General features: G+C 65.4%; 24 protein-coding genes. 8 read left to right on the plus strand and 16 right to left on the minus strand.

Annotated elements, in window-relative coordinates; all coding sequences use genetic code 11:
- The first annotated feature begins 2 nt into the window (after window positions 1–2).
- Both EDD25_RS07965 and EDD25_RS07970 read left to right on the plus strand, forming a co-directional pair.
- Window positions 3–1370, plus strand: coding sequence for an O-antigen ligase family protein (locus EDD25_RS07965; protein WP_134172801.1), 1368 nt, complete (start codon window positions 3–5; stop codon window positions 1368–1370).
- Window positions 1367–2338, plus strand: coding sequence for a glycosyltransferase family 2 protein (locus tag EDD25_RS07970; RefSeq protein ID WP_134172802.1), 972 nt, complete (start codon window positions 1367–1369; stop codon window positions 2336–2338). The genes EDD25_RS07965 and EDD25_RS07970 overlap by 4 nt, the downstream gene beginning before the upstream one ends.
- A gap of 6 nt (window positions 2339–2344) precedes the next feature.
- Here EDD25_RS07970 and EDD25_RS07975 read toward each other — a convergent pair whose 3' ends face one another.
- Entirely contained in the window at window positions 2345–2998 is a 654-nt protein-coding gene (locus EDD25_RS07975; RefSeq protein ID WP_134172803.1) for a polysaccharide deacetylase family protein, read from the minus strand.
- The gene (locus tag EDD25_RS07980; protein WP_134172804.1) at window positions 2995–3870 is read right to left on the minus strand and encodes a glycosyltransferase family 2 protein; all 876 of its coding nucleotides are present in this window, start codon (window positions 3868–3870) and stop codon (window positions 2995–2997) included. The genes EDD25_RS07975 and EDD25_RS07980 overlap by 4 nt, the downstream gene beginning before the upstream one ends.
- A gap of 98 nt (window positions 3871–3968) precedes the next feature.
- Here EDD25_RS07980 and EDD25_RS07985 point away from each other — a divergent pair, with 98 nt between their 5' ends.
- Window positions 3969–4835 (plus strand): hypothetical protein, encoded by an 867-nt coding sequence (locus EDD25_RS07985; protein WP_198418885.1) that lies wholly within the window; start codon window positions 3969–3971, stop codon window positions 4833–4835.
- Window positions 4836–4933: 98 nt separating this feature from the next.
- On the opposite strand, the gene EDD25_RS07990 is transcribed toward EDD25_RS07985, so the two are convergent.
- Entirely contained in the window at window positions 4934–6478 is a 1545-nt protein-coding gene (locus tag EDD25_RS07990; protein ID WP_134172805.1) for a DUF4082 domain-containing protein, read from the minus strand.
- 302 nt (window positions 6479–6780) lie between these two features.
- On the opposite strand from EDD25_RS07990, the gene EDD25_RS07995 reads away from it, so the two are divergent.
- Window positions 6781–7077, plus strand: coding sequence for a hypothetical protein (locus EDD25_RS07995; protein WP_134172806.1), 297 nt, complete (start codon window positions 6781–6783; stop codon window positions 7075–7077).
- Here the strand turns inward: EDD25_RS07995 and EDD25_RS08000 are convergent.
- The 13 genes from EDD25_RS08000 to EDD25_RS08060 form a co-directional block, all read right to left on the minus strand.
- Entirely contained in the window at window positions 7057–7314 is a 258-nt protein-coding gene (locus EDD25_RS08000; protein ID WP_134172807.1) for an acyl carrier protein, read from the minus strand. The two genes, EDD25_RS07995 and EDD25_RS08000, sit on opposite strands and share 21 nt — an antisense overlap.
- 27 nt (window positions 7315–7341) lie before the next feature.
- Entirely contained in the window at window positions 7342–8568 is a 1227-nt protein-coding gene (locus tag EDD25_RS08005) for a pyridoxal-dependent decarboxylase, exosortase A system-associated (protein WP_134172808.1), read from the minus strand.
- Window positions 8565–10142, minus strand: a complete 1578-nt coding sequence (locus EDD25_RS08010; RefSeq protein WP_134172809.1) for an acyl-CoA ligase (AMP-forming), exosortase A system-associated — start codon at window positions 10140–10142, stop codon at window positions 8565–8567. Before EDD25_RS08010 ends, EDD25_RS08005 begins: the two co-directional genes overlap by 4 nt.
- Window positions 10142–10351 carry a hypothetical protein gene (locus EDD25_RS08015; RefSeq protein ID WP_134172810.1) on the minus strand — a complete coding sequence of 70 codons (210 nt, stop codon included), beginning with the start codon at window positions 10349–10351 and terminating at the stop codon, window positions 10142–10144. The genes EDD25_RS08010 and EDD25_RS08015 overlap by 1 nt, the downstream gene beginning before the upstream one ends.
- Window positions 10348–11592 carry a glycosyltransferase family 1 protein gene (locus tag EDD25_RS08020; protein ID WP_134172811.1) on the minus strand — a complete coding sequence of 415 codons (1245 nt, stop codon included), beginning with the start codon at window positions 11590–11592 and terminating at the stop codon, window positions 10348–10350. Before EDD25_RS08020 ends, EDD25_RS08015 begins: the two co-directional genes overlap by 4 nt.
- Window positions 11592–13058 (minus strand): glycosyltransferase family 4 protein, encoded by a 1467-nt coding sequence (locus EDD25_RS08025; RefSeq protein WP_134172812.1) that lies wholly within the window; start codon window positions 13056–13058, stop codon window positions 11592–11594. Before EDD25_RS08025 ends, EDD25_RS08020 begins: the two co-directional genes overlap by 1 nt.
- The gene (locus tag EDD25_RS08030) at window positions 13055–14641 is read right to left on the minus strand and encodes a lipopolysaccharide biosynthesis protein (RefSeq protein WP_134175284.1); all 1587 of its coding nucleotides are present in this window, start codon (window positions 14639–14641) and stop codon (window positions 13055–13057) included. Before EDD25_RS08030 ends, EDD25_RS08025 begins: the two co-directional genes overlap by 4 nt.
- Entirely contained in the window at window positions 14641–15873 is a 1233-nt protein-coding gene (locus tag EDD25_RS08035) for a glycosyltransferase family 4 protein (protein ID WP_134172813.1), read from the minus strand. Before EDD25_RS08035 ends, EDD25_RS08030 begins: the two co-directional genes overlap by 1 nt.
- Window positions 15870–16997 carry a DegT/DnrJ/EryC1/StrS family aminotransferase gene (locus EDD25_RS08040; protein WP_134172814.1) on the minus strand — a complete coding sequence of 376 codons (1128 nt, stop codon included), beginning with the start codon at window positions 16995–16997 and terminating at the stop codon, window positions 15870–15872. The genes EDD25_RS08035 and EDD25_RS08040 overlap by 4 nt, the downstream gene beginning before the upstream one ends.
- A gap of 142 nt (window positions 16998–17139) precedes the next feature.
- Window positions 17140–17802, minus strand: a complete 663-nt coding sequence (locus EDD25_RS08045) for a NeuD/PglB/VioB family sugar acetyltransferase (protein WP_134172815.1) — start codon at window positions 17800–17802, stop codon at window positions 17140–17142.
- Window positions 17795–18943, minus strand: a complete 1149-nt coding sequence (locus EDD25_RS08050) for a DegT/DnrJ/EryC1/StrS family aminotransferase (RefSeq protein ID WP_134172816.1) — start codon at window positions 18941–18943, stop codon at window positions 17795–17797. The genes EDD25_RS08045 and EDD25_RS08050 overlap by 8 nt, the downstream gene beginning before the upstream one ends.
- Window positions 18940–19938, minus strand: coding sequence for an NAD-dependent epimerase/dehydratase family protein (locus EDD25_RS08055; protein ID WP_134172817.1), 999 nt, complete (start codon window positions 19936–19938; stop codon window positions 18940–18942). The genes EDD25_RS08050 and EDD25_RS08055 overlap by 4 nt, the downstream gene beginning before the upstream one ends.
- The gene (locus EDD25_RS08060) at window positions 19935–21035 is read right to left on the minus strand and encodes a Gfo/Idh/MocA family protein (protein WP_134172818.1); all 1101 of its coding nucleotides are present in this window, start codon (window positions 21033–21035) and stop codon (window positions 19935–19937) included. The genes EDD25_RS08055 and EDD25_RS08060 overlap by 4 nt, the downstream gene beginning before the upstream one ends.
- Window positions 21036–21471: 436 nt before the next feature.
- On the opposite strand from EDD25_RS08060, the gene EDD25_RS08065 reads away from it, so the two are divergent.
- The 4 genes from EDD25_RS08065 to EDD25_RS08080 are packed head-to-tail and all read left to right on the plus strand — an operon-like array spanning window position 21472 to window position 24600.
- Window positions 21472–21663 (plus strand): hypothetical protein, encoded by a 192-nt coding sequence (locus EDD25_RS08065; protein WP_134172819.1) that lies wholly within the window; start codon window positions 21472–21474, stop codon window positions 21661–21663.
- Window positions 21660–22889: a glycosyltransferase gene (locus EDD25_RS08070; RefSeq protein ID WP_134172820.1), complete on the plus strand. Its 1230-nt coding sequence runs from the start codon at window positions 21660–21662 to the stop codon at window positions 22887–22889. Before EDD25_RS08065 ends, EDD25_RS08070 begins: the two co-directional genes overlap by 4 nt.
- Window positions 22886–23686 (plus strand): CDP-alcohol phosphatidyltransferase family protein, encoded by an 801-nt coding sequence (locus EDD25_RS08075; protein WP_134172821.1) that lies wholly within the window; start codon window positions 22886–22888, stop codon window positions 23684–23686. The genes EDD25_RS08070 and EDD25_RS08075 overlap by 4 nt, the downstream gene beginning before the upstream one ends.
- Window positions 23683–24600, plus strand: coding sequence for a glycosyltransferase family 2 protein (locus tag EDD25_RS08080; protein WP_166671240.1), 918 nt, complete (start codon window positions 23683–23685; stop codon window positions 24598–24600). The genes EDD25_RS08075 and EDD25_RS08080 overlap by 4 nt, the downstream gene beginning before the upstream one ends.
- Window positions 24601–24622 lie beyond the last annotated feature (22 nt).

Below are 24622 nucleotides of genomic sequence, written 5' to 3' on the forward strand. Positions count from 1 at the left end.
GAATGCCCACTCTCCACTTGTCGTCACGAATCGTATCCGCCTCGAGCGGCGTCACCGCTCGTCGAGGAGTCGATGCCGTAACGATGCTCACGGTGTACCTGGTACTGCTCCTGGCGATCCCCTCGGGGGTGGTGATCACCGCGCTCGGCGCGCTCGGTCGCCCGTCCCTAATCTGGGGGCTTGTCCTGCTGGGCTGGTGGGCTGTCGCCCGGTTGCAAATGCGAACCTCCGACGCGAGGCCAGTTTTCCAGCCGGTTCGATTCACCGTCGTCGCATTCCTCGTGATCATTCTCGTGAGTTACGCCGTGGCCATGCTGCGAGGTCAGCCGGACGATCAGGTCAGCCCCGCCTTTACCGCGCTGATCCGGATGCTGTCCTGGGCGGGAGTGCTGCTCGTCGCGGTTGATGGCATCCGTACGGTGACGGATCTCGCGAGCATGGTGCGTCGGATTGGAATCGGCGCCGGATTGCTCGCGGCACTCGGCCTCTTGCAGTTCTTGACAGGGCAGGGAATCGTCGATTTCTTCGGCACGATTCCGGGGCTGAGCATGGAGGGGGGCATCCAGGAGCGTGCTGGTGTAATCCGCTCGTCTGGAACAGCAATCCATCCGCTCGAGTATGCGACCGTGATCACCGCCGCCCTCCCGCTCGTCATCGCCGCGGCGATTTCGCGCGGATTTCGGTCGAATCGCTCCCACGGGGGACTGTGGTACTGGCTGCCCGCCGGTCTCATCTCGATTTCGGCACTGGTTGCCGTCTCCCGTTCGGCCATCATCGGCTTCGCGGTGGCGGTGATTTCGATGATTCCGGCGGTTCCGGCTCGGTTTCGCGCCACCGTCATCGGCACCGGCTCTGGTATCGCCCTGGTGATCTTCGCGGCGACACCCGGATTGCTCTCGGCGACCATGCGGCTGTTCTCGGGTGCGGCGTTGGATCCGAGTACTCAGTCTCGAACGAGGGGACTGGAACGGATTCCCGAGTTCATGTCCACGTCGCCACTGATCGGTTCCGGGTTCGGCATATTCCTGCCCAGATATTACGTTTTCGACAACCAATGGGTGCTGATCATAATCGAGTTGGGCGTCCTCGGTCTCCTGAGCTTCCTCGCATTTTTCGTGGCGGGCATCTGGAGCGCCCGCCAGTCGCGGCGCTCCAGCAATTCCAACATCCGGCTGCTGGGTCACGCCTTGTCCGCATCGCTGTTCACCGTCGCCGTTCTCTTCGCCTTCTTTGATGGGCTTTCCTTCCCGATCGCGGGCGGCATGCTGTTTCTCCTGGCGGGGTTGTGCGGAAGCGTCCATACCGTCGTCGCTGCGAATATAGTTTCCGACGCGCCACCAACGGGCCGACATAAAGGGGTCATCCGATGACGATTGTCTCGAACGTCTCGAACACCGAGGAGACCCCGGGCGAGACGCCCCAAATGGTCGAGCCCCCACCACTTGACGTTGCTGCCGTCGTCGTCACGTACAACAGCACACGCCACGTGGGCGCCCTCCTCGACAGCCTGCCTGCTGCGTTCGGCGGCCTGACCTATTCCGTTTTGGTCGTCGACAATGATTCGACCGACGGGACGCCAGAGCTGCTCGCTCGTCGGTCCGACTGCACTGTTGTACGGGCCTCGAACGATGGATACGCGGCCGGAATCAATCGAGCCGTACTAGCCTCACCCGGAGCGTCGACGGTCCTCATCCTCAACCCCGATGCCACGCTCGACCCCGACGCTGTGCCACGGATGCTCGAGGTTCTCCAACGACGGCCCGGTGCCGGCATCATCGCACCGCGCGTGCGCGAGGAAGATGGCCGTCTCTCCCCCACACTGCGGCGGGGACCGACGCTCGGACGCGTCGGCGGGTTGAGCTTCACGGGTCTGCCGGTCTTCACGGAGCGGATCGAGATCCTGGGCGAGTATAAGAGCGAGCACGAGGTCGACTGGGCCGTGGGCGCGATCCTGCTCGTCGACCGACGGTGTTTCGATGCGTTGGAGGGCCTCGACCAGTCCTTCTTCCTGTACTCGGAAGAGACGGATTTCAGTCTCAGGGCTCGTGATGCCGGCTGGGCGACCGTCTACACCCCGCGCGCCGGCGCGATGCATGTCGGCGGGGGCTCAGGTGAGAGCGCCACAACGCACACGATGCAGATGCTCAACCGAATACGCATCTATCGCCGTCGCACGGGCGACGTGCGCGCATGGCTCTACTTCGCCATGACGGTCGTCGTCGAAGTGCGGCGTGCGGTCCTCGGAGACCGCAAGTCCTGGACGACCGTACGGGCGCTGCTGAGGCCCTCGATCCGTCCCCCGCAGCTGGGCGCGAGCGCCGCGTTCTTGCCCGAGTAACGGCGGTCAGCGGATCCGTTTGACCCTGCTTGCCAGCAGGTTGCGCACATCCCGCACACCTGGACGGTGCGTGATCACCGAGCGGATCGACTCCACAGTGTCGTTCGCGGTCACGCTGTAACGCGCCTGAATCCACGCGGACGAACGCGCGGGGAGCCGATCACTCGTGTACACCGTTCGGTAGCCGACCCGTGCCAGCCGCCCAAGCAGCTGACGATCGTACCGCCCGAGCGGGAGTGCAACATCATCAATCTCCCCTCCGCTGGCCTCGGCGAGGGCAGTGCGGGCATCCACGAGCTCCCGGCGTGCCTCCTCCTCACCGAGCCCGCGCCAGGGAACGTGCGTCCAGCCGTGGCTGCCGATCGCCATGCCGGCACTGCGGAGATCCCTGAGATCGGACGATGACAGGCTCGCCGGATCATCCAAGCGGCCGGCGAGCGCGAAGAACGAGGCGCGCAACTCACGCTCACGCAGTGCGGGGAACGCAATCGAGACGTCTGAACGGTTGCCATCGTCAAAACTCAGCCTCACCTGGGGGCTCTCTCGCACCTCATCCAGGATGCGAAGGAAGCAGTCCTCCGTCACCCAGTACCGGGACTCTCCTGATTCCCGCTCGTGAACGATGGTTCCGATACCGTGGAAGCAGAGGTTGGTGATCACGCCTCTGCGCCATTCGCCGTTGACGGTCGCGTTCGACGAGTACTGTCATCGCGCCCCCAACCTTCGCCCGAACTCACCCTGCGGCGTGCGAGGAGGCCCGCGATCAGCGAGATCAGCACGTACGGAACCGCCGCGGGCAACAATCGGGGATTGGGCAGCACTACGTCGTGCAGCCAGGCCCAGCGGTCGGCTGCTCGGACGGTCACATCGATCGTTCCCTCCGCGGCCGCGGCCCTCATCTCGGCGTTGCCCCGCCGCACTCGGACCAGTCGGCGCACCAGGTCACGGGTTGTGAACGGGGCTCCCACCACGACCTCGACGAGGCGCACCTCCCTCTTCTCGGCAACGGTGAATTGAGAATCGAGGAAGAGGTCGTCCGCGATCATGGACGGAAATGCGTCGAAGCGTGCGCGGCCCTCTTCAGACAGGGCGATTAACCCCCGTCCGAACAATCCGGTCCGGAACGCGGGCAATCTTTCGTTGATCGAGAAGTAGGCTCGGACGGTCCAGGGCCGTCCCATCGTGTCCAGACGACGCCGAGGCACCACGGCGAGTACGTGCGGGGTCTCAGCAAAACATCTGACCAACGCGGCGAGCCCACCGGGAGGCACGAGGATGTCAGCGTCTAGGTAGATCCGGGGGAAACCGGTAGCAGCTCGGTCGCCCACGTTGAGCGCTGCGGCTTTGCCCGGTTCCGGGCGATCGATCACGATGACGCCCGCACGCGTCGCCATGGCGACCGTCCGGTCAGTGCACCCGTTGGCGCTGACGACGACCTCGATGGCGTCGTGCGTCTCCTGGGCGAGCAGCGCGTCGAGGCTGTGCCCGATCACGTTCTCCTCGTTGTGGGCGGCGATCACGATGCTCGGCATGGGATTCCTTTCGGCGGGACATTAAAAGACCAGACAACGAACACCTTCGTCGAGAATAGTACCGGCGCATGCGCCCTGTGTGCCGTAGCATTCGGCTCATGAACCGCAAGAAGATCGACGTTCGACCGATCATGGCTGATGACACCGATGTGGTCTCCTGGTTCCTCCACAATCACCTGAACTCGAGGGTAGGTCCTTCGGCATGGGGGGCACTTCTGGCTCCCCCGTGGAGTGCCGATCCACCCAACCACGGGTTCCAACTCGTCGCGGACGACACGATCGTCGGCGCCTATATCGCGGTGTACTCCGAACGCGACGTCGACGGCGAACCGCGCAGGTTTTGTAATCTCGCGGCGTTCTGCGTGCTCGAGGAATTCCGAGGCCACAGCCTTCGCCTGATGCGAGCGATCCTCGCACAACAGGGGTTCGAGTTCACCGACTTTTCGCCGAGCGGGAACGTCGTGGCGCTGAACCAGAGGCTCGGCTTCGCTGTGCTCGACACCGCAACCCGGTTGACGCCGAACCTGCCTCGCCTCCCGCGACGCGGGCTCACCATATCGGATGATCCGACCGTGGTGGCGGGGGTCCTGTCGGGGCGGGACGCTCGCGTGCACGCAGAGCACCGGGACGCCACTGCGGCTCGCCACATCGTCGCGATCAGGGAGGGCGAGTATGGCTATCTCGTCGTCCGCAAGGACCGCCGCAAACGACTTCCACTTTTCGCATCACCGCTGTACGTCGGAGGAAGCCAGGACCTGCTCCGAGCGGCGTGGCCACAAATCAGCTCCCACCTGCTGTTGCGACACGCTGCCCTGGCAACACTGGCCGAGCGGCGTGTGCTCGGATTCAGCCCCACGCTCGGTTTCGACCTTGCTGCACCTCGGGCGAAGATGCTACGCAGCAAGAATGTGCGAGCTGAGGCCGTCGACTACCTCTATAGCGAGCTGACCTTGCTCGAGTGGTAGGCGGCGGATGCCACGAGGGCCTCCGCGAATCGACCCGAGTCCGTTGACTCAAATCGATTAGCGGAGGCCCTCATGGCGCTCAGTCGCGCCGCTGTGGCTCAGAGCGCCGGGGCCACGAGTGATCCGTCCGCCCAACGGTTGTTGTCCCACTGGTTCCCAGCGCCCGACGAGTCGAACGCTGTCACCGGCCCGTAATAGCCACACTTCTGGTTCACTGACGTTCCGAACGTGTTATCCAGGAACCGCATGTCCGAGGAGGGGCGCTCCGCGTTGCCCTTCGTCTCGCCACCCGCATACACGCAGTAGCCGCCACCGTCGAACAGGTTGCCCTGCACGAGAGTATTCGTGAAGGAGCTGCTCTGATTCAACAGTGAGAGTGCCGCAGTGAAGTTCCCTTGCGGGTCCGGCCCGGTCGTCAGGCGATTGTTTGTGATCGTGATGTTCGGCCCACCCAGGCTCAAGATTGGCTGGTTGTGCGAGTCGCCAGAAACGGCGAGGTCGTGAATCCACGAGTTCTTGATCGTCGTGTTTCCGTCAGTCATCACGCCATCCCCCCACCCATGAATGTTGCACGCATCACAGGTGAAGTTGACGTAACCGATAGCGGGATACTTCACAGTCGATGACCCGGGTCCAGCAATTTCTGTGCTCTGCACGAGCAGACCGGTGTACGGCTGGTCCATTGCAACTCGACCATTCACGATGGAGTTACGGACTGTAACGTCGTTGGCCTTGATAATCACATCGCCTGAGAACTCGTAGCCGTCGTACACGGCACCTGCGGTAGTGATCGTGATTCCACCGGAAGCCTTCAGCGAGGTACCCGCGGGGGGTCCCGTCGTGTCCGCGTTCGGGAATGTGCCCGGTGTCGGTGTCGGTGTCGGTTCCGGTGCCGGTGTCGGTTCCGGAGCCGGGGTCGGTTCCGGAGCCGGGGTCGGTTCCGGAGCCGGGGTCGGTTCCGGAGCCGGGGTCGGTTCCGGTGCCGGGGTGCTTGACGTTGAGGCTGGGCTGAAGACTACATCGACGAAGTAATTCGCCGCCTTCCATGTCGACCTCGGCACATCACCCGTCGTCCCATAGCGGTAGCGGCCGCTCCCTGCTGCCGCCGTCAGCGGGCCGCTGGTCTTTGCCTCGGAGAAGTAGTCGTTCGTGTAGGAGTATCGACCGTTCGGGGCCACATAAGAGACGACGTACGACTTCCCGGCGGTCAACGCAGCGGGCTCCGCAAGCTCGGCGGTCTGCCATCCTGTTGCGGTCTCGTCAGTGAAGGCCACGCTCTGAAGCTTCGTTCCGGATGCCGTCCAGAGGTTCCCGGTGTGGGTTCCCCCGTTCCCCGGTCCCTTGTAGAAGCGCAGCGCCGAAACGGTACCCGCCTCGGACGGAGTGAATTCAACACCCAGCTCCACGGCAGCGGTGTCGTCAGGCGCGGCGGCCACCGCGGGGGTTTCTGTGTTGAAGAGCGAGGATGACGACGTCGTCCCCTGCTTCAGAGCTGTCGGAGGGTCGAGCTGGTCGTTGTGTGCCCATGCGGCGGAAGAGCCGACCGCGAGGGACATGACGACGGAGGCAGCGATAGCCGTCCCGATCGTTCTGCGGCGTTTAAGCGAGGAGTTTGGTCCCGCCCGCCGGTTGAGGTTCATCATTTACGTTGTGGACCTCTCGTGTGATCTGGACGCGCCGATCACCAATCCGTCCACAGATCTACGACGCGCCAATTCCAACCGAGTCGTGATCAAAATTCACTTTACTGTAACCCTTTTTGGGGGGCAGAAACCAAGTCCTGCCGCTTATTTGCAGGCGATTCGGAGGAGTCCTCATTTTTGTACGTCACTTTATCGCATCACGGCCCTCGAACGCCTCGCCCCATTCGGGCCGCTCGGATCGTGCCAGAAGGCACCGCCGTTCCGGCGTTCCCCTGAATCGGTAACCGAAAGGCCGACGGCAGATGAGAGTCCTGTACAGCTTTCCGCACCCCCTCGATCGCGCCGGGATCGCCTTCACGGCGCGCCAGCAAGTGCTCGGGTTGGCGGAACACGGCGTGCAGGTCGTATTGTTCTGCACATCCGTCGGCGGCCTCGAGTTGCCACCGTCGGTGAAGTTGCACGAGACACTGACGCTGGACAAGATCCGCGTTCCTCACCGCACCCTCGGCGTTGAGCAAGCATATTTAGTCCACGACAGTGCAGCCCACCGACCGGTTACCGCCGGTCACCCCTTCAAGTCAGGCTGCGGCGAGTTTTGAATTGACGAACCCGGTTAGCGTGCCGACGGTCTCAAAGATCTCGGCGCCGAACTCGTCATCGTCGACGGTGATGTCGAATCGCTCCTCGAGCGATGCCACGAGACTCACAACGCCAAAGGAGTCGAGTTCCGGCAGCGAGCCGAACAACACGGTCTCCTCGCGCAGGTCTTCCGGGCGGTGGTGCAACTCAAGGGTCTCGATCAGTACGTTGCGAACGGCGTTCAGGGTGTCGGTCATGGTTGCTCCTAGGTGGGACGGGGGGGGTTAGATGAGGACTTCCGCGGGTGCGGGATGTCCAAGGAAGGCGGTCGGACTGGCGGTGAGGCCGTACGCCCCGGCCTGGAAAATTACGATGAGGTCGTCGATGTCGGCGTGGGGCAGCTGGACATCGTCGGCGAGCAGGTCGAGCGGCGTGCACAGACATCCCACGACGGTGACCGCCTCGTCGGAGGCGACCTCGACGCGGTTTCCGACCACGACGGGATAGTTTCGGCGAATGGCCTGGCCGAAGTTCCCTGAGGCTGCGAGCTGGTGGTGCATACCCCCGTCGACGACCAGGAAGGTCTTACCGCGCGACACCTTGCGGTCCAGCACCTTCGTGACGTACACACCGCACTCCCCCACAAGGTATCGACCGAGTTCGATGACCGGGCTGGCCTCGGGCATCCGCTCGGCGAGAGGCCCATCGACCAGATCATGAAGGTTCGCGGCGACCGCCTCCAGGTCGAGGGGTCGGTCCTTCTCGACGTACGGGATGCCGAACCCGCCACCCAGGTTGAAATAGCGCAGCGGTGTGGTCAGGTGCTCGGCGAGGCCGCTCACCAGGTCGACGGTACGCCGCTGCGCCTCGGCGATGATCTCCGCGTTCAGATTCTGTGAGCCGGCAAACACATGGAAGCCGAGTACATTCGCTCCCGCAGTGGCGTATTCGCGCAGCACCGCGGGCACCTGCTCCGCATCGATGCCGAACTGCTGCGGTCCGCCGCCCATCCGCATACCCGACCCTTTCACTGCGAAGTCGGGGTTCACGCGTACGGCGACGTTCGGCGCGAGCCCGAGTTCGTCGCCCGCAGCGATGACGCGGCGGAATTCCGTTGTGGACTCGATCTCGATCAGGATGCCAGCGGCGACCGCCTGCCTGATCTCCGCCGGCGTCTTGCCCGGGCCGGCGAAACTGACCTTGTCAGCCCGGATCGTGGTGTCGAGCGCAGTCTGCAGTTCCAGGCCCGACGCGATGTCGATCCGGTCGAGCCTGCGCGCCAGGTGTTGCACGATGGCGGGCATGGGATTCGCCTTCATCGCGAAGCTGAGTTCGATCCGGGCGGGCAGGGCCGAACGTAGCCGATCGACACGCTGGTCGAGAAGGGCGCGATCATACGCGAAAAACGGCGTCGACCCAACGCGGGCGGCAAGCCTGCTCAGCGGCATCCCTCCGACCCGGAGTTCGCCATCGACGGTGCCGAAGGCGACGACGTGCTCGTGCGGCTTCATTGTGACACCTCCAACATGAGCTCGGACAGAAGACTGCTGCGGTCATACTTGCCGTTAGGCGAACGGGGAAGTTCATCGCGCGCGTCGATGCGGGACGGCACCATGTAGAGCGGCAGGACCCGTTTCAGCTCGGCAGTCAGCGCGTCGACGTCGAGTGCACCAGCAGCGGGCGTCGCCATCAGCACGATGCGCTGGCCAAGCGCGGGGTCGTCAATCCCCATGGCTACGGCGTCGCGTACGAGTCCGGTGCTGTGAGCGGCTTCCTCGATCTCGCTCGGGCTCACTCGGTATCCGGAAGTCTTGATCATGTCATCGCGACGGCCGACGAAGAAGAGAAAGCCCTCTTCGTCGGCCACGACCCTATCGCCCGACCAGACGGCTCTCTCCGGAGCCCGCCACGCCTGCTCGGGATGGTGCACCGGTCGGTAGCGTCCTGCGGTTCTCGTCGGATCGTTCCAATAGCCGAGCGCGACAAGTGCGCCACGGTGCACGAGCTCTCCTTCCTCGCCGGGATCGCAAGGCGCTCCGTCTGGACGGAGGACGAGGATCTCAGCATTGGGGATGGCCTTGCCGATCGAGTCCGGATGCCGATCGATCTCAGCGGGATCAAGGTAGGTCGATCTGAACGCCTCCGTCAGGCCATACATGAGGTACGGGTCGGCCTCGGTGAAGATCCCACGCAGACGATCGAGGGTCGCACGCGGCATCCGGCCTCCCGTGTTCGCCCAGTACCGCAGGCGACTGGCGGCCGTCTGCGGCCAGCTGAGTTCAGCCAGTTGCAGCCACAGCGGAGGCACGCCGGTGAGGCCCGTGACGCCGTACTGCTCGCATAGCCTGGGCACTTCTCGGGGCAACAAGTAGTTCATGAGGATGCAATGAGCGCCGACCGAAAAGGCCGTCGTCACCTGGCTCAGGCCGGCGTCGAAGCTGAGGGGCAGCACGCTGAGGATGACGTCGTCGCTCGTGTTCTTCAGGTAGGAGCACACGCTCTCGGCGCCTACGATCAGGTTGCGGTGGCTGAGCACGACGCCCTTCGGCCTACCGGTGCTGCCTGAGGTGTACAGGATCGCGGCCGGGTCGATATCGATGGCCAGCGACCGGCCGCTGTCTCGGGACGCCGCATGCTGGTCGTCCCAGCTGTGGACCTGCCAGGATGCCGGTGCCTCGAGCCCGGTATCGCCGAGGACGATCACGTGCGCGACACGTGTCTCCGGCAGCACCGAAGCGAGCTGGGGGAGCCTGTCGGCCGAGGTGATGAGAACCTCTGCGCCGCTGTCGGTGAGGATGTGGCGAACCTGTGCCGCCTTGAGCACGTGGTTGATCGGGACGAACACTCCCCCGGCGGCGGACACTGCGAAGATCGACGTGACGGTTTCGAACCGTTTCTCGAGGTAAATCGCCACGCGGTCGCCACGCTGCAGGCCCACGGCGAGCAGCTGCGCCGCGGCGGTCCGGCACATGCGCCAGGTCTCGGCGTAGCTGATGGTGATCGCGCGATAGGTCAGCGCCGGAGCATCCGGCGTCTCGGCGGCCGCTTGGCTGAGCAGGTGATGGAGATTCGTTCTGGCTGGCATTAGCGTGGGCTCCGCTCGGCTTGTGCACTGCGTTCCATAAGATATCGGTTGAACTCCTCGGCATCATTGAGGTTGACATAGCGCCGCCCCTTGGGGCCGGTGTTCTTGGGGTAGATCGGACGCAGTCGGCGGGCGTCCGGCCCGCTTCGCACGACGGTCACGTCGTCGGAGCGGCGACGCGGCTTTGTTCCCTCGGTGACGGGCGTCATGATCCGTACACCTCGTCCTCGATGATCCGGACGACGTCGGCTTGGGCCCTCGTCCAGCCGAACTGCCGTACCGACTCGGATGCCGCCCGCGCGGCGGCGGCACGATCGGAACTCGTCACAACCGCGCTCAGCGCGGCGGCGATCCCGTGGGGCGTTGGGGTGGCCCATTTCACGTGCTCGTTCACGAGATCCGCGCGAGAATGCACCGAGTCGTTCACCACGGGGATGGTGCCCGCCGCCAGCATCTCCTCGGCCACGAGGCTGATGTTGGTGAACGACATGGCGAGCCCGGCAATGCTGGAGTTGTAGAGCTCGTTGAGTTCCGTCGGCGTGAGCCTCCCATGCTGCGTCGCCGGGAACGGGAGGCCCTTGGCCTCTGATCCGTAGAGGTGGACCGCGACCTCGGGGTGGAGCCCGTGGAACCGCTGGAGCGCCAATCGCGCCAACGGGTAGCCGCGGCGAGGCACCTCGGGCCGTGCGAAGAGGACCACGCCGCTGCGCTCACGCTCGGGGAGCAACCGGTACACCGAAGTGTCGCAACCGAACTCGGTGATGTCCGGGGAAATGCCGATCTCGGACCGAAGCAGCATGGCAACCATCTCGCCCAGGGCAATCGCGCGAAACCCGAACCGGTAGGTGTCCTCCGCCAAGGAATACATCGATCCGCGCGCGTAGAAGTACGGCTCATAGTCCTGGATGAAGTACAGGCGCTGCATCGGCGACGTGCCCCGGCGAGCCAGGACATGGGCAGTTTCCCATCCAGAAGCGACGCAGGCGTCGACGCCGGAGATCCCATCGGTTGCGTCGTGGACCTCGGCCCGTATGTTCGGCCACCAGTCGCGGATGACCCGCTCATGCGCGCGCAAGTCGCCGCCGTATCTGTCGTAAAGGAACAGCTCACATCGATGGCCCGCCCTCTCGAGCGCCTCCACCATACGAAACAGGGTCGTGTGACCTCCCGAACCTGCGCTGGGTGGCACCATCACCCACCCAATTCGAAGTGGCTGCGACCGCGGTGGACGGTGTTCGGGGAGCGCCAGGTTCAACTGCGTCGAGTCGGCGATGTCGTCATCGAGGAGAGGTTCGCTGAGACTCGCCGCACCGAGTCTGTTATAGGAGTACCGCGCGAGTCGCTGGGCGAGCACACGCGGACCCTCGCTGCGCAGAATGCCTGCGGCCCGGGTGGCCCTGGATCCGAGCTGACGAGATTTCTCACCGATTGTCGTGCGTGTCAGCGTCATCAAAATGGCCCTTCTATCGCGGCGAGACGACCCGTCCCTCGTGTTTGGTCCTCTGGGAGTCGACCCGGTCGGTTCGAGCCGCCGGCAGGGCAACTGCGTGCTGCCTCCCGCAACACGCGTGCGTGCGCATCGATCATGGCGGCCACGCCGTCGGAGGCTTCGCTTGGTGCGAGCGGCATAGCGCGTTCGCTATGCACCGTGTCTACTACGCGCAGGATGGCCTCCCCGAGTTCGGACGAGTTGCGCTGGTGCCCTGCTCTCCAACGTGCGTGTTCAACGCGGGTGTCGGTCACCTCGTTTGCTTCGCCCGCCCCGTTGGCGATGAGAACCGAACGACCGGGATCGCGGGCAACGAGCTCACGGGCCCCGCCGAAATCGCTCAGGATGAGCGGCAGCCCGGCAGCCCACGCCTCCGTCGCGGCAACCGGCCACCCCTCGAAGAACGAGTTGAGCACGAAGGCGTCAGCGGCGGCGAGTAGTGTCCGTGCGTCCGATGTGGCGAGCAAATGCACCCGATCAGCATCATGGCTGCCGCGTCGGATCGCCTCGGATCGCCGCAACTCGACCCAGTCGGAGGGTTCGCCCGCGATCACCAGCTGAGCCGGTACGCCTGCCGCCACGCACGTCAGGAACGATGCCACCGTTCCGGCGATGTTCTTCTGTGCGTCATACCGCGCAAGGCACACGAAGACAACGTCATCGGAGAAGCGGCCGCCGACGGCTCGCTCAAGGAGGCCTCGAGCCTCACGGCGCTGCTGAGGGCCGGGCGCATCAAGCCCTGGCGCGGCGTTGGGAATCACCGCGATCCGCGATCGGAGAAGGGCCGGCAGATGACCCGCGTGGAAAGTGCGCACAAGTTCGCTGACGGCGACCGCTGAGGACGACTCACTGAGCGCCCGCGAGAATCTGCGCCAACGGGCGCGAGAATAGTGGATCTCAGTATTGTGCATCACGGGCACGAGCGGTGCCCGACTCTCGTGGGCGGCAGCTTCAAGATAGGCCGGCGCGCCGTGGAGCTGGATGACATCCGGGCGGAGCTCTTCGAGCGCGCGCAGAGCCGACGCCTTGTCGCGGACGGAGCGCACCTCTATGCCCAAGTCACGCATACGTTGTGCACGCGCTCCGTCGTCCAGGCAAATCACCGCCGAAGCGACCCCCATCGCTGGCAGCCGGGTGGCAAGCAACTCGACGACTGAACCGATACCGCCGATGTCCAGTTCGCTCCCGACGAGGACGCACCTGAGATCCCCGGTCCGTGTGACGTGCGCAGCCGACCCCGATCTCGGGCCGGCATTGAGTGTGCGCAACACCGGCAGCGGCCTGCGCAGGAGCGCTCCCGTGATTCGGTGAACGTACCCGTAGCGAATGCGGGGCGGCAGTAGCCCGGTCGCCCCGATGACGACGCCGAGCACGAGCGCACTCACGCGTGCGCTCACCCGGGTGGCCAGGCCACGCCCGGCGGTCATGAGCGCTCTCGCATCCGCGCGAGGAACGGAAGTCGTGAGCCGATATTGAACCTGCTCGCGATCCGGAGCGCTTCCCGGATGGCCGGCCGGGCCATCAGGAGCGTGATCCCGAGGTGTACCGCGACCATCACGAGCACGATCAGGACGAGGGCCAGCCAGGTGGGAAGCGCGGCGGTCCAGAGCGTGCCGACCCAACCGGCAGCTGCCATGCAGCCGACGACGGTGATCAGGTAGACGAACGGCCCCGCGATCACTCGCGGCGAGGTCTGGAGAGCATGTGCGACGAGGAACCAGCGGACGATGGTCGCGACTGTCGCGACGCAGAGGAACCCGGTGGCGATGGCGACGAGCCCCCAGCGCACTGTGAAGAGGGTGGTGGCGAAGGTCAGGGCGTCGATGACCACGGCGTAGATGAACCACGTGCCGGGTCTGCCCAAACCATAGAAGAGGCCGTGATCAAGCCACGCACCGACCGACAGGGTTCCGGCGAGCGCGAGGACCTGCGCCACCTGATAGCTCTGCTCCCACCCGTCGCCGAAGACGATCGGGATCATGAGCGGCGCCGCGACGGCGACGATGGTGAGCGGCAGCGACAAAGCGGCATACGTCACTTTCAGCGCCCGTCCGTAGGCGTCGCGCAACCGGGGAGCAGAGTCCCGGATCTTCGCGAACGCGACGTTGGTGACGGGGACGATCGCGCTCCCCGTGAGGTCCTGCACGATCTGGACGAGGCGCTGCGCGATGTTCATGTAGCCGAGCGCGGCCAGGCCGAGGGTGGCCGAGATGACGGCAGCTTCCCCCCACGCGCGGAGCATCGCGATGAACTCGACTCCCAGCACCTTCCCGCCGAAGCGAGCCATCCGGACAAATTCCACCCCGGAGAACTCCCAGGTCGGATGCCACGTGACCGTCCACCACGCCAGCGCGGTCGCGAACACGGCGGCCACGAGCGACTGCGCGACGAGGGCCCAGACCCCCATGCCGGAAAACGCCATGATGACCGCGACGACCTGGGCGATGATGGCGGCGGCAGCGCCCTGCGCCGCGATCGTCTTGAACCGCATGTCCCGGCGCAACAGGGCCGTCGGGACGGAGCCGACCGCGGTGACGATGACCCAGATCGACAGCACCTGCAGGACGGGCACGACGCCGGACGCCGCGAAGATCGCGCCAAGCAGCGGCGCAGCGAGGAACAGGCTCCCGCAGAGCAGAATCCCCGCCGACATCGAGAACCAGAACGCGGTGCTCAGCATTCGCCGGTCGGTCTTCGCAACCTGGACGATGTAGGCCGCGAAGCCGAGGTCGGCGAGCAGGAAGAAGAACGGCAGGACCGTGGCGGCCGCCGCCACGGTGCCGAAGTCCTCTGGTTTGAGTAGTCGCGTTAGCACCGCGATCGTTACAAAGCTGAGCACCCGGATCGCCCACTTTTGAATCGTCAGCCAGACGACTCCCTCGGCCGCGGAACGCCCGACATCCAGCTGGGGCACCGGGTCGATCGTTGGCTCGATGTTCCGTATGGCCTCGGCCTCGGGGACGTCGGTGAAGCGGTCGGGTCCGGCGTCTCCCTTCCGCTCGACGTCCATCACGCACCCCCCTCGGGGATCGGCGCGAGGCGCAGCGCGCGTCGAGAGAGGCGAACGAGCTTCGCGGCGAGCGTCCGGCCTTCGAACGGCAGGTCGGCGAGCCAGTCCCGGCTCGTGTACTCGCCCTGGACGGTTCGATAGAAGTCGAAGAGTTTGTCGGCCATCGTCGTGAGGTCAAAACGCTCCTGGGCGAAGTCACGGCCGAAACGTCCGAGTTCGGTGCGCAGTTCGGAGTCGGCGAGCAGGGGCGCGATCGTCGCGGCCAGTCGCGCCGCCGGGTCGGGCACTGCGTCGGGACTCCAGTAGCTGGATCGCGCCAGGACCTCGGCGGACGCTGGTTCGAACAAAGCCGACCATCCCGCCTCGCCCTGCACGACGAGCGGTTTCGCGAATGCCAGCGTACGCGCGGCGGACCCCCCCATCCCGAGCATGATGTCGGCCGCGGCATACGCGGGCCGCGGGTCAGCCATCGGCCCCACGAGGAGGACGGCCTCCCTGCCCAGCTCGTCATTGACGGCATCCGCCTGGGCTTGGAGTGCTGCCACGTTGTCGCCGGTACCGACGATTGCCAGGTTCGCCCCGGTCGGCGCGAGCACACGCATCGCGTCGATGGCGGCGCGAATGGGAACGGACTTCATGCTGGAGTCGAGTCGACTGACGATGACCAGGAGCGGGCCGTCATTGATGTTGTGCGCGGTTCGAAATTGCAGGCGATCGCACACATCCGGGTGATTCGCGCTCAGGTCCACCGGCGGACTGATGAGGATGGTGCGGCCCGGTCGATCCTGCTGTTCATCACGTTGATAGCCGGTACCGACGATCATCGGCATGTGCCGGTAGATCTTGGCCGACACGCTCATCTCGTACACCGTCTGGACCCAGGGCGTGCGGCCGAACCGGGAGGGTCCCCAGTAGGTGGGTCGGGCGCCTCCTCCCCAGGATCCGTACACGTGGACGAGGTCGACCTGGTGTCGGCGGGCGAAGGCTGCCACCTGGCGCGCGCGGGCGAACACGGTCGGTGCGGGATCGTACAGATGGATCTCGATATCCCTCGCCGCGGCGATCTCGATCATCGACGGGCCATCCGGAATGGTGTCACGTGCTCCCAAAAGGATCGACTCGACGCCGCACCCGCGCATCTGGGCGGCGAGATCGACCGCGTTGATCTGCGTTCCACCCAACCCGAGGGAATTCAGATGCACCAGCACCTTGAGCGACGATGTCTGGGTCATCGGCTGGTTCCGACCGTGGTCGTCGCCGCGACTACGGCGAGCTCGGCGACGACCAGTGCCTGCAGGTCGGCCGTGAGATGCGGGTACAGGGGCAGAGAGAGGATGCAGTCGGCAGCCGCTTCCGCGACGGGGAACTCACCAATCCTGTAGTTGAGGCCGGCGTAGGCGGCCGTGAGGTGCAGCGGCGTCGGGTAGTGGATGGCGGCACCGATGCCCGCGGCGCTGAGCTCCGCGAGCACGCGGTCGCGTTCGGCGACCTGCACGACGTAGAGATGCCAGACGTCCTCGTTGCCCTGACGGACGGGCGGTAGGCGCACGCCGGGCACATCGGCGAGCATCTCGGCGTAGCGGGCGGCGGCGGCGCGTCGTGCGCCGTTCCACCCGTCGAGGCGACGGAGCTTCGCACGGAGCACCGAGGCTTGCACGGCGTCGAGACGTGAGTTCATGCCCGCCCGGTCGTGCACATACTTGACGGAGCTGCCGTGGCCGCCGAAGTTTCGTACGAACTCCGCAATGACCGGGTCGTTGGTGAGCACGGCGCCAGCGTCGCCGGCGGCTCCGAGGTTCTTGCCGGGATAGAAGCTCGTCGCGGCAACGCGGCCGATCGAGCCTGCCCGGCCGACGGTCGATGACGCCCCCTGAGACTGCGCTGCGTCCTCCACGATCACCAACCCGTGCCGCTCGGCAATCGGGTCGAGCGCCTCCATCGGTGCGGTCTGGCCGTACAGGTGAACCGGGACGATCGCCCGGGTGCGCACGGTGATTGCCGATTCGACGGCGGCCGGATCGATCAGCAGGAACTCGTCGTCGACGTCGACGAAGACCGGCACGGCGCCGATGCGCGTCGCGGCTTCGGCCGTCGCGATGAACGTGTTGACGGGGATGATGACCTCATCGCCGGGACGGACGCCGACGGCCCGTAGCGCGAGCTCGACGGCGTCCGTGCCGTTCGCGACCCCGACACAGTGCTCGACGCCGATGTAGGCGGCGTACTCGCGCTCGAACGCTGAGATCTCAGGTCCTCCGATGAACGCGGCGGCCCTGAACTGCGCCTGCCAGGTGGGTAACACCTCGTCGGCGATCTCCGCTTGCTGGGCGGCCAGATCGATGAACGGTACCTTCATAGTCGCGCTCCCTCAAGACGGCGGGCCGGAACGCCCGCCCACGTTTCTTCCGACGGCAAATCCTGCGTCAGCACTGCGCTCATTCCCAGCGCTGCGCGCCTCGCGACTCGACGGCTCTCCCGCACGCTCGCGTTCGTGGTCATCACGACGCCCGCGAGGCAGGAACATGCAGGTCGTCGGCGGTCGCGGCCAGACGGCGCGCGGGCACTCCGACCCAGGATTCACGGTCCGGAACGTCCTGCAGCACGGCGGACCCCATGCCCAGCACCGCCCCCTGGCCGATTCGGACCCGTTCCCGCACGCTGGCATTCATGCCGAGGTATGCCATCGTGCCGATGAACACGTCGCCGCCGAGCGTGACACCGGCACACAGCGTGGCGAGGGAGTCCACCCTGTTTCCGTGGGTCATGGTGACATTGGGCATGACCACGACGTGATCACCGATGTGCACGTCAGTGGTGAGTACGACGCCGGCGAGCAGGATGCTGCCGGCCCCCACCCGGCAGGAGTCGGGGACCTCAACCGACCGATGGATGACGCGGGCGTAGCGCCCGGGCGTGACCCCGAGCCGTTCGATGAGTGCGGCGCGACCAGCACCCCGCCCGACACAGATCACGATCTGCGCAGTCGGGTGATTTGTCACTTCCGACAAACCGCCGACAACGGGGGCGCCGTCAATCGTCGTCCCCCACAGCGCCGGGTCGTCGTCAACGAACAGCACGGTGCGCGAATCGGACTGGGTGCGCAGCAGGCTGAGCACTTCGCGTGCGAGTCCGCTCGCGCCGATGAGCAGGAGCTCAGACATGAGCGATCGCGTTCTCCAGCTGCAACACCTTGATGACCCGCTCCTGGTCTTCGAGGGTGAGCTGGTGATACACGGGCAGGATAAGCGTCGTGTCGTTGAGGTGTTCGGTGACCGATAGCGCCGCGGTTCCGCCGTCGTGGTCGCGGTAGGCAGGCTGGCGGTGTGCGGCCATGATGCCCCGGCGCGCGGAAATGTCCGCAATCGCCAGTCGCTCGAGCAGCTGCTCGCGATCGAGGGCGTACTCGGGCCCGACCTCGATCCAGAAAGATTGGAAGTTCGTCGTCCCCCACGCCGGGTCGGCGACAGCGCGTAGACCGGGGATCCCGGCGAGTGCTTGCGTGTAGCCGGCCGCGATCTCGCGGCGCCGCTCAACGATGGCGGGCAGTCGACCCAGTTGCACAATGCCGACAGCGGCCTGCAGGTCGGTCATCCGATAGTTGAAGCCGATCTCGCGGTATTCCTCGGGTGGCGCGAGAACCGAGGAGTGACGGTCCGTGGCGGAGACGCTCATGGAATGCTCACGCAGCTGACGAGCACGCGCCGCCCATTCCGGACGGGAGGTTGTCAGCATTCCGCCCTCGCCCGTGGTGAGCAGTTTGCGCGGGTGGAACGACCACGCCGACAGTTCCGCGCCCGCACCAACGGGGCGGCCGCGATAGGTCGAGCCGGCGGCGCACGCCGCATCTTCGATTACGACGATGCCCAGCGGGTCGCAGAGCGCGCGGATGGGATCGAGGTCCACCGGCACGCCGCCCTGGTCGACGACGATGACCGCGCGAGTGCCTGGGGTCAGGGCGACGCGGATCGTCTCGGCCGTCACATTGCCGGTGAGTGCATCGACGTCAGCGAAGACGGCCCGTGCGCCCACATAGGATGCGGCATTGGCGGTCGCGATGAAGGAAAAGGACGGCACGATGACGTCGTCACCACCGCCGATACCGGCCACGGCGAGCGCCAGGTGCAGGGCTGTCGTGCAATTCGAGGTGGCGACCGCGAACGGAATCTGCATGGTCGCCGCGAACAGCTCCTCGAAGGCTGCCACCCGCGGCCCCTGAGCGACCCAGCCCGATTCGATGACCGCCGTGACCGCGGCAATTTCTTCGGCGCCCATCCAGGGCTTCATCACATTGATCCGGGTCATGATGCCACTCCGACGAAGCGTTCGGCGGCGATCTGCTCACGCAGGGGCCACCACCACTGCACGAGGCGTTTTAGACCTTCGTCGATTGAGGTCTCGGCGACGAAGTCGAGATCGCGCCTGGCCGCGTCGATGTCCGCCAGCCGGCGCACGACCCCATTGACGGGGCGGTCGGGGCCGTGCTCCACATCGAGGGTCGATCCCATCACGCGTAACAGGGCCTGCGCCAGTTCGAGCAGGCTCGTTTCCTCACCGCGCGCCACGTTGTAGACCCCTTCGCGCACGTCGCTCGCGGCGGCAAGCACGTTCGCCCTGGCGATGTCGGTCGTGTAGACGAAGTCCATCGTCTGTTTGCCGTCTCCGAAGATCAACGGTGATTTGCCGTCGGCGATGCGTTCCATCCACCGCACGAGAACCTCGGTGTAGAGGCCGTGCACGTCCATGCGCGGTCCGTACACGTTGAAGTAGCGCAGCAAAACGTAGTCGGTGCCGTACATGGCACGGAAACTGCGCATCATGCCCTCGTTGAAGGACTTGGCCGCGCCGTAGAAGGTGTCGTTATTGTGGTGATGGTGCCGCTCATCGGTGGGGAAGTGCTCGGCCATGCCGTAAACGGATGCGCTCGATGCGGCGATCACCTTGCTCACGCCATGCTCCTGCGCCGCCTCGTACACGTTGAAGGTTCCGTCAACAAGCACCTCCAGCGCCAAACGAGGTTCCTCCGCGCACTGCGTGATGCGAATAGCAGCCTGGTGGAAGACCAGGTCTTTGCCCCTGGTGACGTCGTGCACGAGATCACGGTCCCGAATATCACCCTCGACGAGGGTCACCCGGCCCGTGGCCAGGGCTGGTGCGAGGTTGCTGCGACGACCGCGCACCAGGTTATCGAGAACGTCCACCTGGGCCACCCCGGCCGCCAGAAGCTGGTCCACGAGAGTGGACCCGATCGTCCCGGCTCCCCCTGTGACCAGCACGTGGGCGCCCTGCAGGGCGGTCATCGGAGGACCGCCGCTCGCGCGGCATCCGTCACAGCAGCATCATGGCCGGCGAGGCTGCTCAGCAGACCCTGACTGGCGAGGCTGCGGCTCGCCGCTTCGAGCACCGCGAGTACGCGCAGGCCCGCCTCTCCGTCCGTGCGCGGTGCGCGCCCGTCGCGGATGCTCGCCGCGAATTCCTCCGCCATCGCGCCGAGGGCCTCCCGCTCGGGCAGTGCCGGCGACCAGGTATCGCCGAGTCGGTACGAAACCATGGAGGCGGCGGCGTTCGCGCCGTCGACGGCCTGTTGGGTGAGGTCGACTCCGCGGTCGTACACGCTGAGGCGCTGCTGCGGGTTCAGGTCGTCCCACACCAGGGTGCGCAGCGTGCCGCCGATCACCATCTGTCGGATCTTCGTGGGACTCAGCCAGTTGACATGCACGTGGGCGATCGCGTCATTCTGCAGCGGGATTGTCAGGTACCCGATGCAGGCCTTTCCGGCGCCCAGCGGGTCTGCGCCTTGGGCAGACACAGCCTGGGGCCGAAGGCCTTGCGGAAGCACGAAATCGATGATCGACAGGTCGTGGGGCGCGAGGTCCCAGAACACGTTGACGTCCGGCTGGACCAGGCCCAGGTTGATGCGCACCGAGTCGATGAACAGGATGTCGCCGAGCGCACCCTCGGCGATGAGTTCGCGAATCTTGATAACGGCTGGCGTGTAGCAGTAGGTGTGGTCGGCCATCAGGATGAGGCCGCGTTCCGCCGCCTCGCGAACCATCTCGGCGCCGTGTTCCCGGCTGTCGGCGAGCGGCTTCTCCACGAGAATGTGCTTGCCGGCACGCAGGGCAGCGAGCACGAGCGTGTGGTGCGTGCGGGCCGGCGTCGCGATGGCGACGGCATCGATGTCGCGCCGCTCGAGGAGGGCGGCAACGTCGCTGTAGGCGGCAACGTTCGTACCGACGCGATCGGCCAGGGCCTGGGCCCGTGGGCCGTCCAGGTCACAGATAGCGACGAGATCCCAGTCCGGGCTCGAGATGAAATTGCGGGCCAGATTCGGTCCCCAATAGCCAGCTCCAATCACGGCTACTCGCAGCCGTGCCGGTGTCTTCGAAGCCGTCATAACCGTCCTTTTGTCTCATGTCAGTGCCTGTTTCGAGCGCTGGACCAGATCGAATTCTCAATTTTAGAGAAGCGCATACACCCCCAAATCAAGGGGTCAACGTATGGTGCGCCGCACTCGTCACAGGTACTGAGGTTGTCTCACGACCATGACTGTGCCACAGGATTCCGCGGTTCGCGTCCCCCCAACATGGGTTATTCAGCGTGAAAAGAACCGTCCGGAGGCGTTTTTCACCCCCAGAGCGGGTGCCGACAGACGGGCTTCCTACCCCCGCGGCCGTCGCCGCCCCTGAGCGGCGCCACGAGCGCCGTCCCTGGCTCGCTGATAGGGGGAAGCACGACCCCCGATTTGGACGAGATACACCGATCGAAAGAGCGGTATTGTCTCACCAGTGTTTTCAAAGAAAGCCAAATACCCGACATTTAGAGAGATTCTCGTGACGATTCTTCCGAGAGCGCGAGCGCGCTCCAGCGTGATGGAGTCCGGACATCCCGGACCCATCACCTGGTGCGCGCTCGCCGAAACGGTCGTCACTCGTGAGCACTCCAACGGCATCGCACTCGTCTCTCCCCTCGACATCGAGAATATTGACGTCGATCACGCCAACCACGGGGGCGCACTGACATGAAGGTTCCACCAAGACGCCTGCGCATCGCGCTCCTGGGCACGAGAGGGGTGCCCGCAACCTACGGGGGCTTCGAGACTGCCATCGAAGAGATCGGCCGTCGGCTCGTGGAGCGCGGTCACGAGGTCACCGTGTACTGCCGTCGCAACGGCAAACCCGAGCTCTCGGAGCACCTGGGCATGAAGCTCGTCTTTTTGCCGGCCCTTCACCATCGCGTGCTGGAGACGCTCAGTCACACGGCATGTTCTGTGCTGCACGCGACGCTCCATTCACGACCCGACGTCGCCTTCGTGTTCAATGCTGCAAACGCACCCTTCGTGCCGCTGCTCCGCGCACGCGGCATACCCACAGCGGTGCACGTGGATGGCCTTGAGTGGAAACGCGATAAGTGGGGCGGCATGGCGCGACGCTACTACCGCTGGGCCGAACAGTTCTCCGTCCTTCAGGCCGACGCGCTCATTGCCGATGCGCAGGGCATCGCGGATTATTACCAACAGGAATTCGACATTCCCACCGAGCTCATCACCTACGGCACGCATATATTGACCGACACAGCGTTGGACAAACTTGCCACACAGGGACTCGAATCCGGAAAATTCCACCTCGTTGTCGCGCGGTTTGAACCCGAGAACCACGTCGACGTCATCATTCGCGGATTCCTCGCCAGCCAGGCCGCCCTTCCCCTCGTCGTCGTTGGATCGGCGCCGTATGCGCTCGAGCACACGCGTCAGATCAAGGAGCTTGCCGGTTCTGATGCGCGTGTGCGGCTGATGGGCGCCGTCTGGGACCAGGAACTGCTCGACCAGCTTTATGCGCACGCGGCAACGTACCTCCACGGGCATTCCGTGGGTGGCACCAACCCCTCGCTGCTGCGAGCCATGGGTGCCGGGACGGCGGCGATCGCCTGGGATGTGGTGTTCAACCGAGAAGTCCTCGGCGCCGCCAGTACGTGTTTCCGCGACCCCGCGACGCTCGCCAACCTCATCGAGGCCGCGGAACGCTCACCGGAAAACACCCAGACCGTCGGCCGCGACCTTCAATCCCGCGCCAGGGAACTCTACGACTGGGACAAGGTGACGCTCGCTTATGAGGCCCTCGCGGTCCGCCTACAGGCGGGGTACAGCACCCACGGCATGAGCCAAGGTCGCACGACCGATCCGGCGGGGGACAGGCCAGAGGCGCTCCAGCGAGGCCCGTCGCCCATTCACATCAGAGGATCCGAGTCATGAACCGTCCGACCGCACACACCACCACCCGTGAGACCGGCCCGCCTGCGTCTGAGACCTACCGACAAACGGTGCAGCGGTTGTCGTCGGCGCAGAAGTCAGCGGCCCGGGGCGCCCCGGCCTACTCGATCTATGTCAACCGCCGGGTGGGGCGGTACCTCGCAGCGGGCGCGTACCGTCTGGGTCTGACCCCGAACATGGTGACCGCGGTCAGCGCGGTCTTCACCTTCGCCGGGATTGCCCTGCTTGCCGTCGGGCAACCGAGCTGGGTGCTGGGAATCTCGGTCTGGCTGTTGCTCGCGCTTGGATACGCCTTCGACTCGGCCGATGGCCAGGTGGCTCGGCTTCGCGGTGGCGGCTCAGCATCGGGCGAGTGGCTCGATCACGTGGTGGATTCGGTCAAGATCTCGACCCTCCACCTCGCCGTCCTCGTGACCGCCTTCACCCATTTCTCCCTGTCGAGTCCCGTCTGGCTCCTCGTGCCGATCGGCTTCACCGTGGTCGCGGCGGTGTCATTCTTCGCCATGATCCTCAACGATCTACTCAAGGCCAAGCACGGTTCCGGAGCGGCGCCGACCGGGCACAGCACCGTCTGGCGTGCATTGCTTGGAGCGCCGACGGACTACGGACTCCTCTGCTTCGCGTTCGTTTTGCTCGGGGCCCCCTGGCTGTTCTTCCTGGTCTACGCGCTGCTCTTCGTCGCCAATCTTGGCTACCTCGTTCTGGCACTCATCAAGTGGTTCAGGGACATGAACGCCCTCGGCTCCGTCCCCGCCCGTTCGGCAGCGGAGGACTCGTGACCCTCTCCCCCGACATCGCCCTCGTGATCGTCAACTACGGCTCCGACGCCCTGCTCGACGAGAACCTTCACGGCCTCGACCGTGAAATCGACCCCGCACACGTTGTGGTCGTCGACAACTTCCGCAGCGCAGCCGACAGCGAACGGATGTCCACCCTCGCGACCCGGCGCGGCTGGAGCCTGGTCTGCCTTCCACAGAACCAGGGCTTCGGATCAGGAACGAACGCCGGCGTGGCGCGAGCACAGGAGCTCGGCTGCCGCCGGTTCCTGCTCATCAACCCGGACGCTCGTATCGACGCGGTCGGCGTCGCGGCGCTGGCCGAGGAATGCGCGGCGCGGCCGCAGAACATCGTGGGCGCACGGATCCGGCGACCCGACGGATCCGTCTGGTTTCACGGAGGCACCATCCTGCTCGATCGCGGGCGCACGAGCACCGGTCCGGCTGCGCGGAGTTCGGCGCCGGGCGGCTGGATCACCGGGGCGTGCCTCATGATCCACACCGACCTCTGGGATCGTCTTGGCGGATTCGACGACGAGTATTTCTTGTATTGGGAGGACGTCGACCTGTCCTGGCGGTGTACAGAGTCGGGCGGGCGCCTCACCGTCCTGCCCGATCTCAAGGTGGAACACAGCGTCGGCGGCACCCAGGTCGGCGGAGGAAAATCGACCACGTACGTGTACTACAACTGCCGCAATCGGCTGTTGTTCGCGTCGAGGCATCTCAGTCGGAAACGGTTGCTGTCATGGCTGCTCACCAGCCCGGGCTATGCTTCAGCCGTCATGCAGCACGGTGGACGCCGGGCCCTGGCCCGCCACCCGGTCAGCATGATCGGCGCCGCTCTCTTCGGAACGGCAGCGGGTGGCACCCAGGCCCTGATCCGGCCAGTGGCACGACCAACGCAAACGAACGGCTGAGAGACGTGACTCAAAGGGGAAG

Source organism: Cryobacterium psychrophilum (genome assembly GCF_004365915.1).
GTDB lineage: Bacteria > Actinomycetota > Actinomycetes > Actinomycetales > Microbacteriaceae > Cryobacterium > Cryobacterium psychrophilum.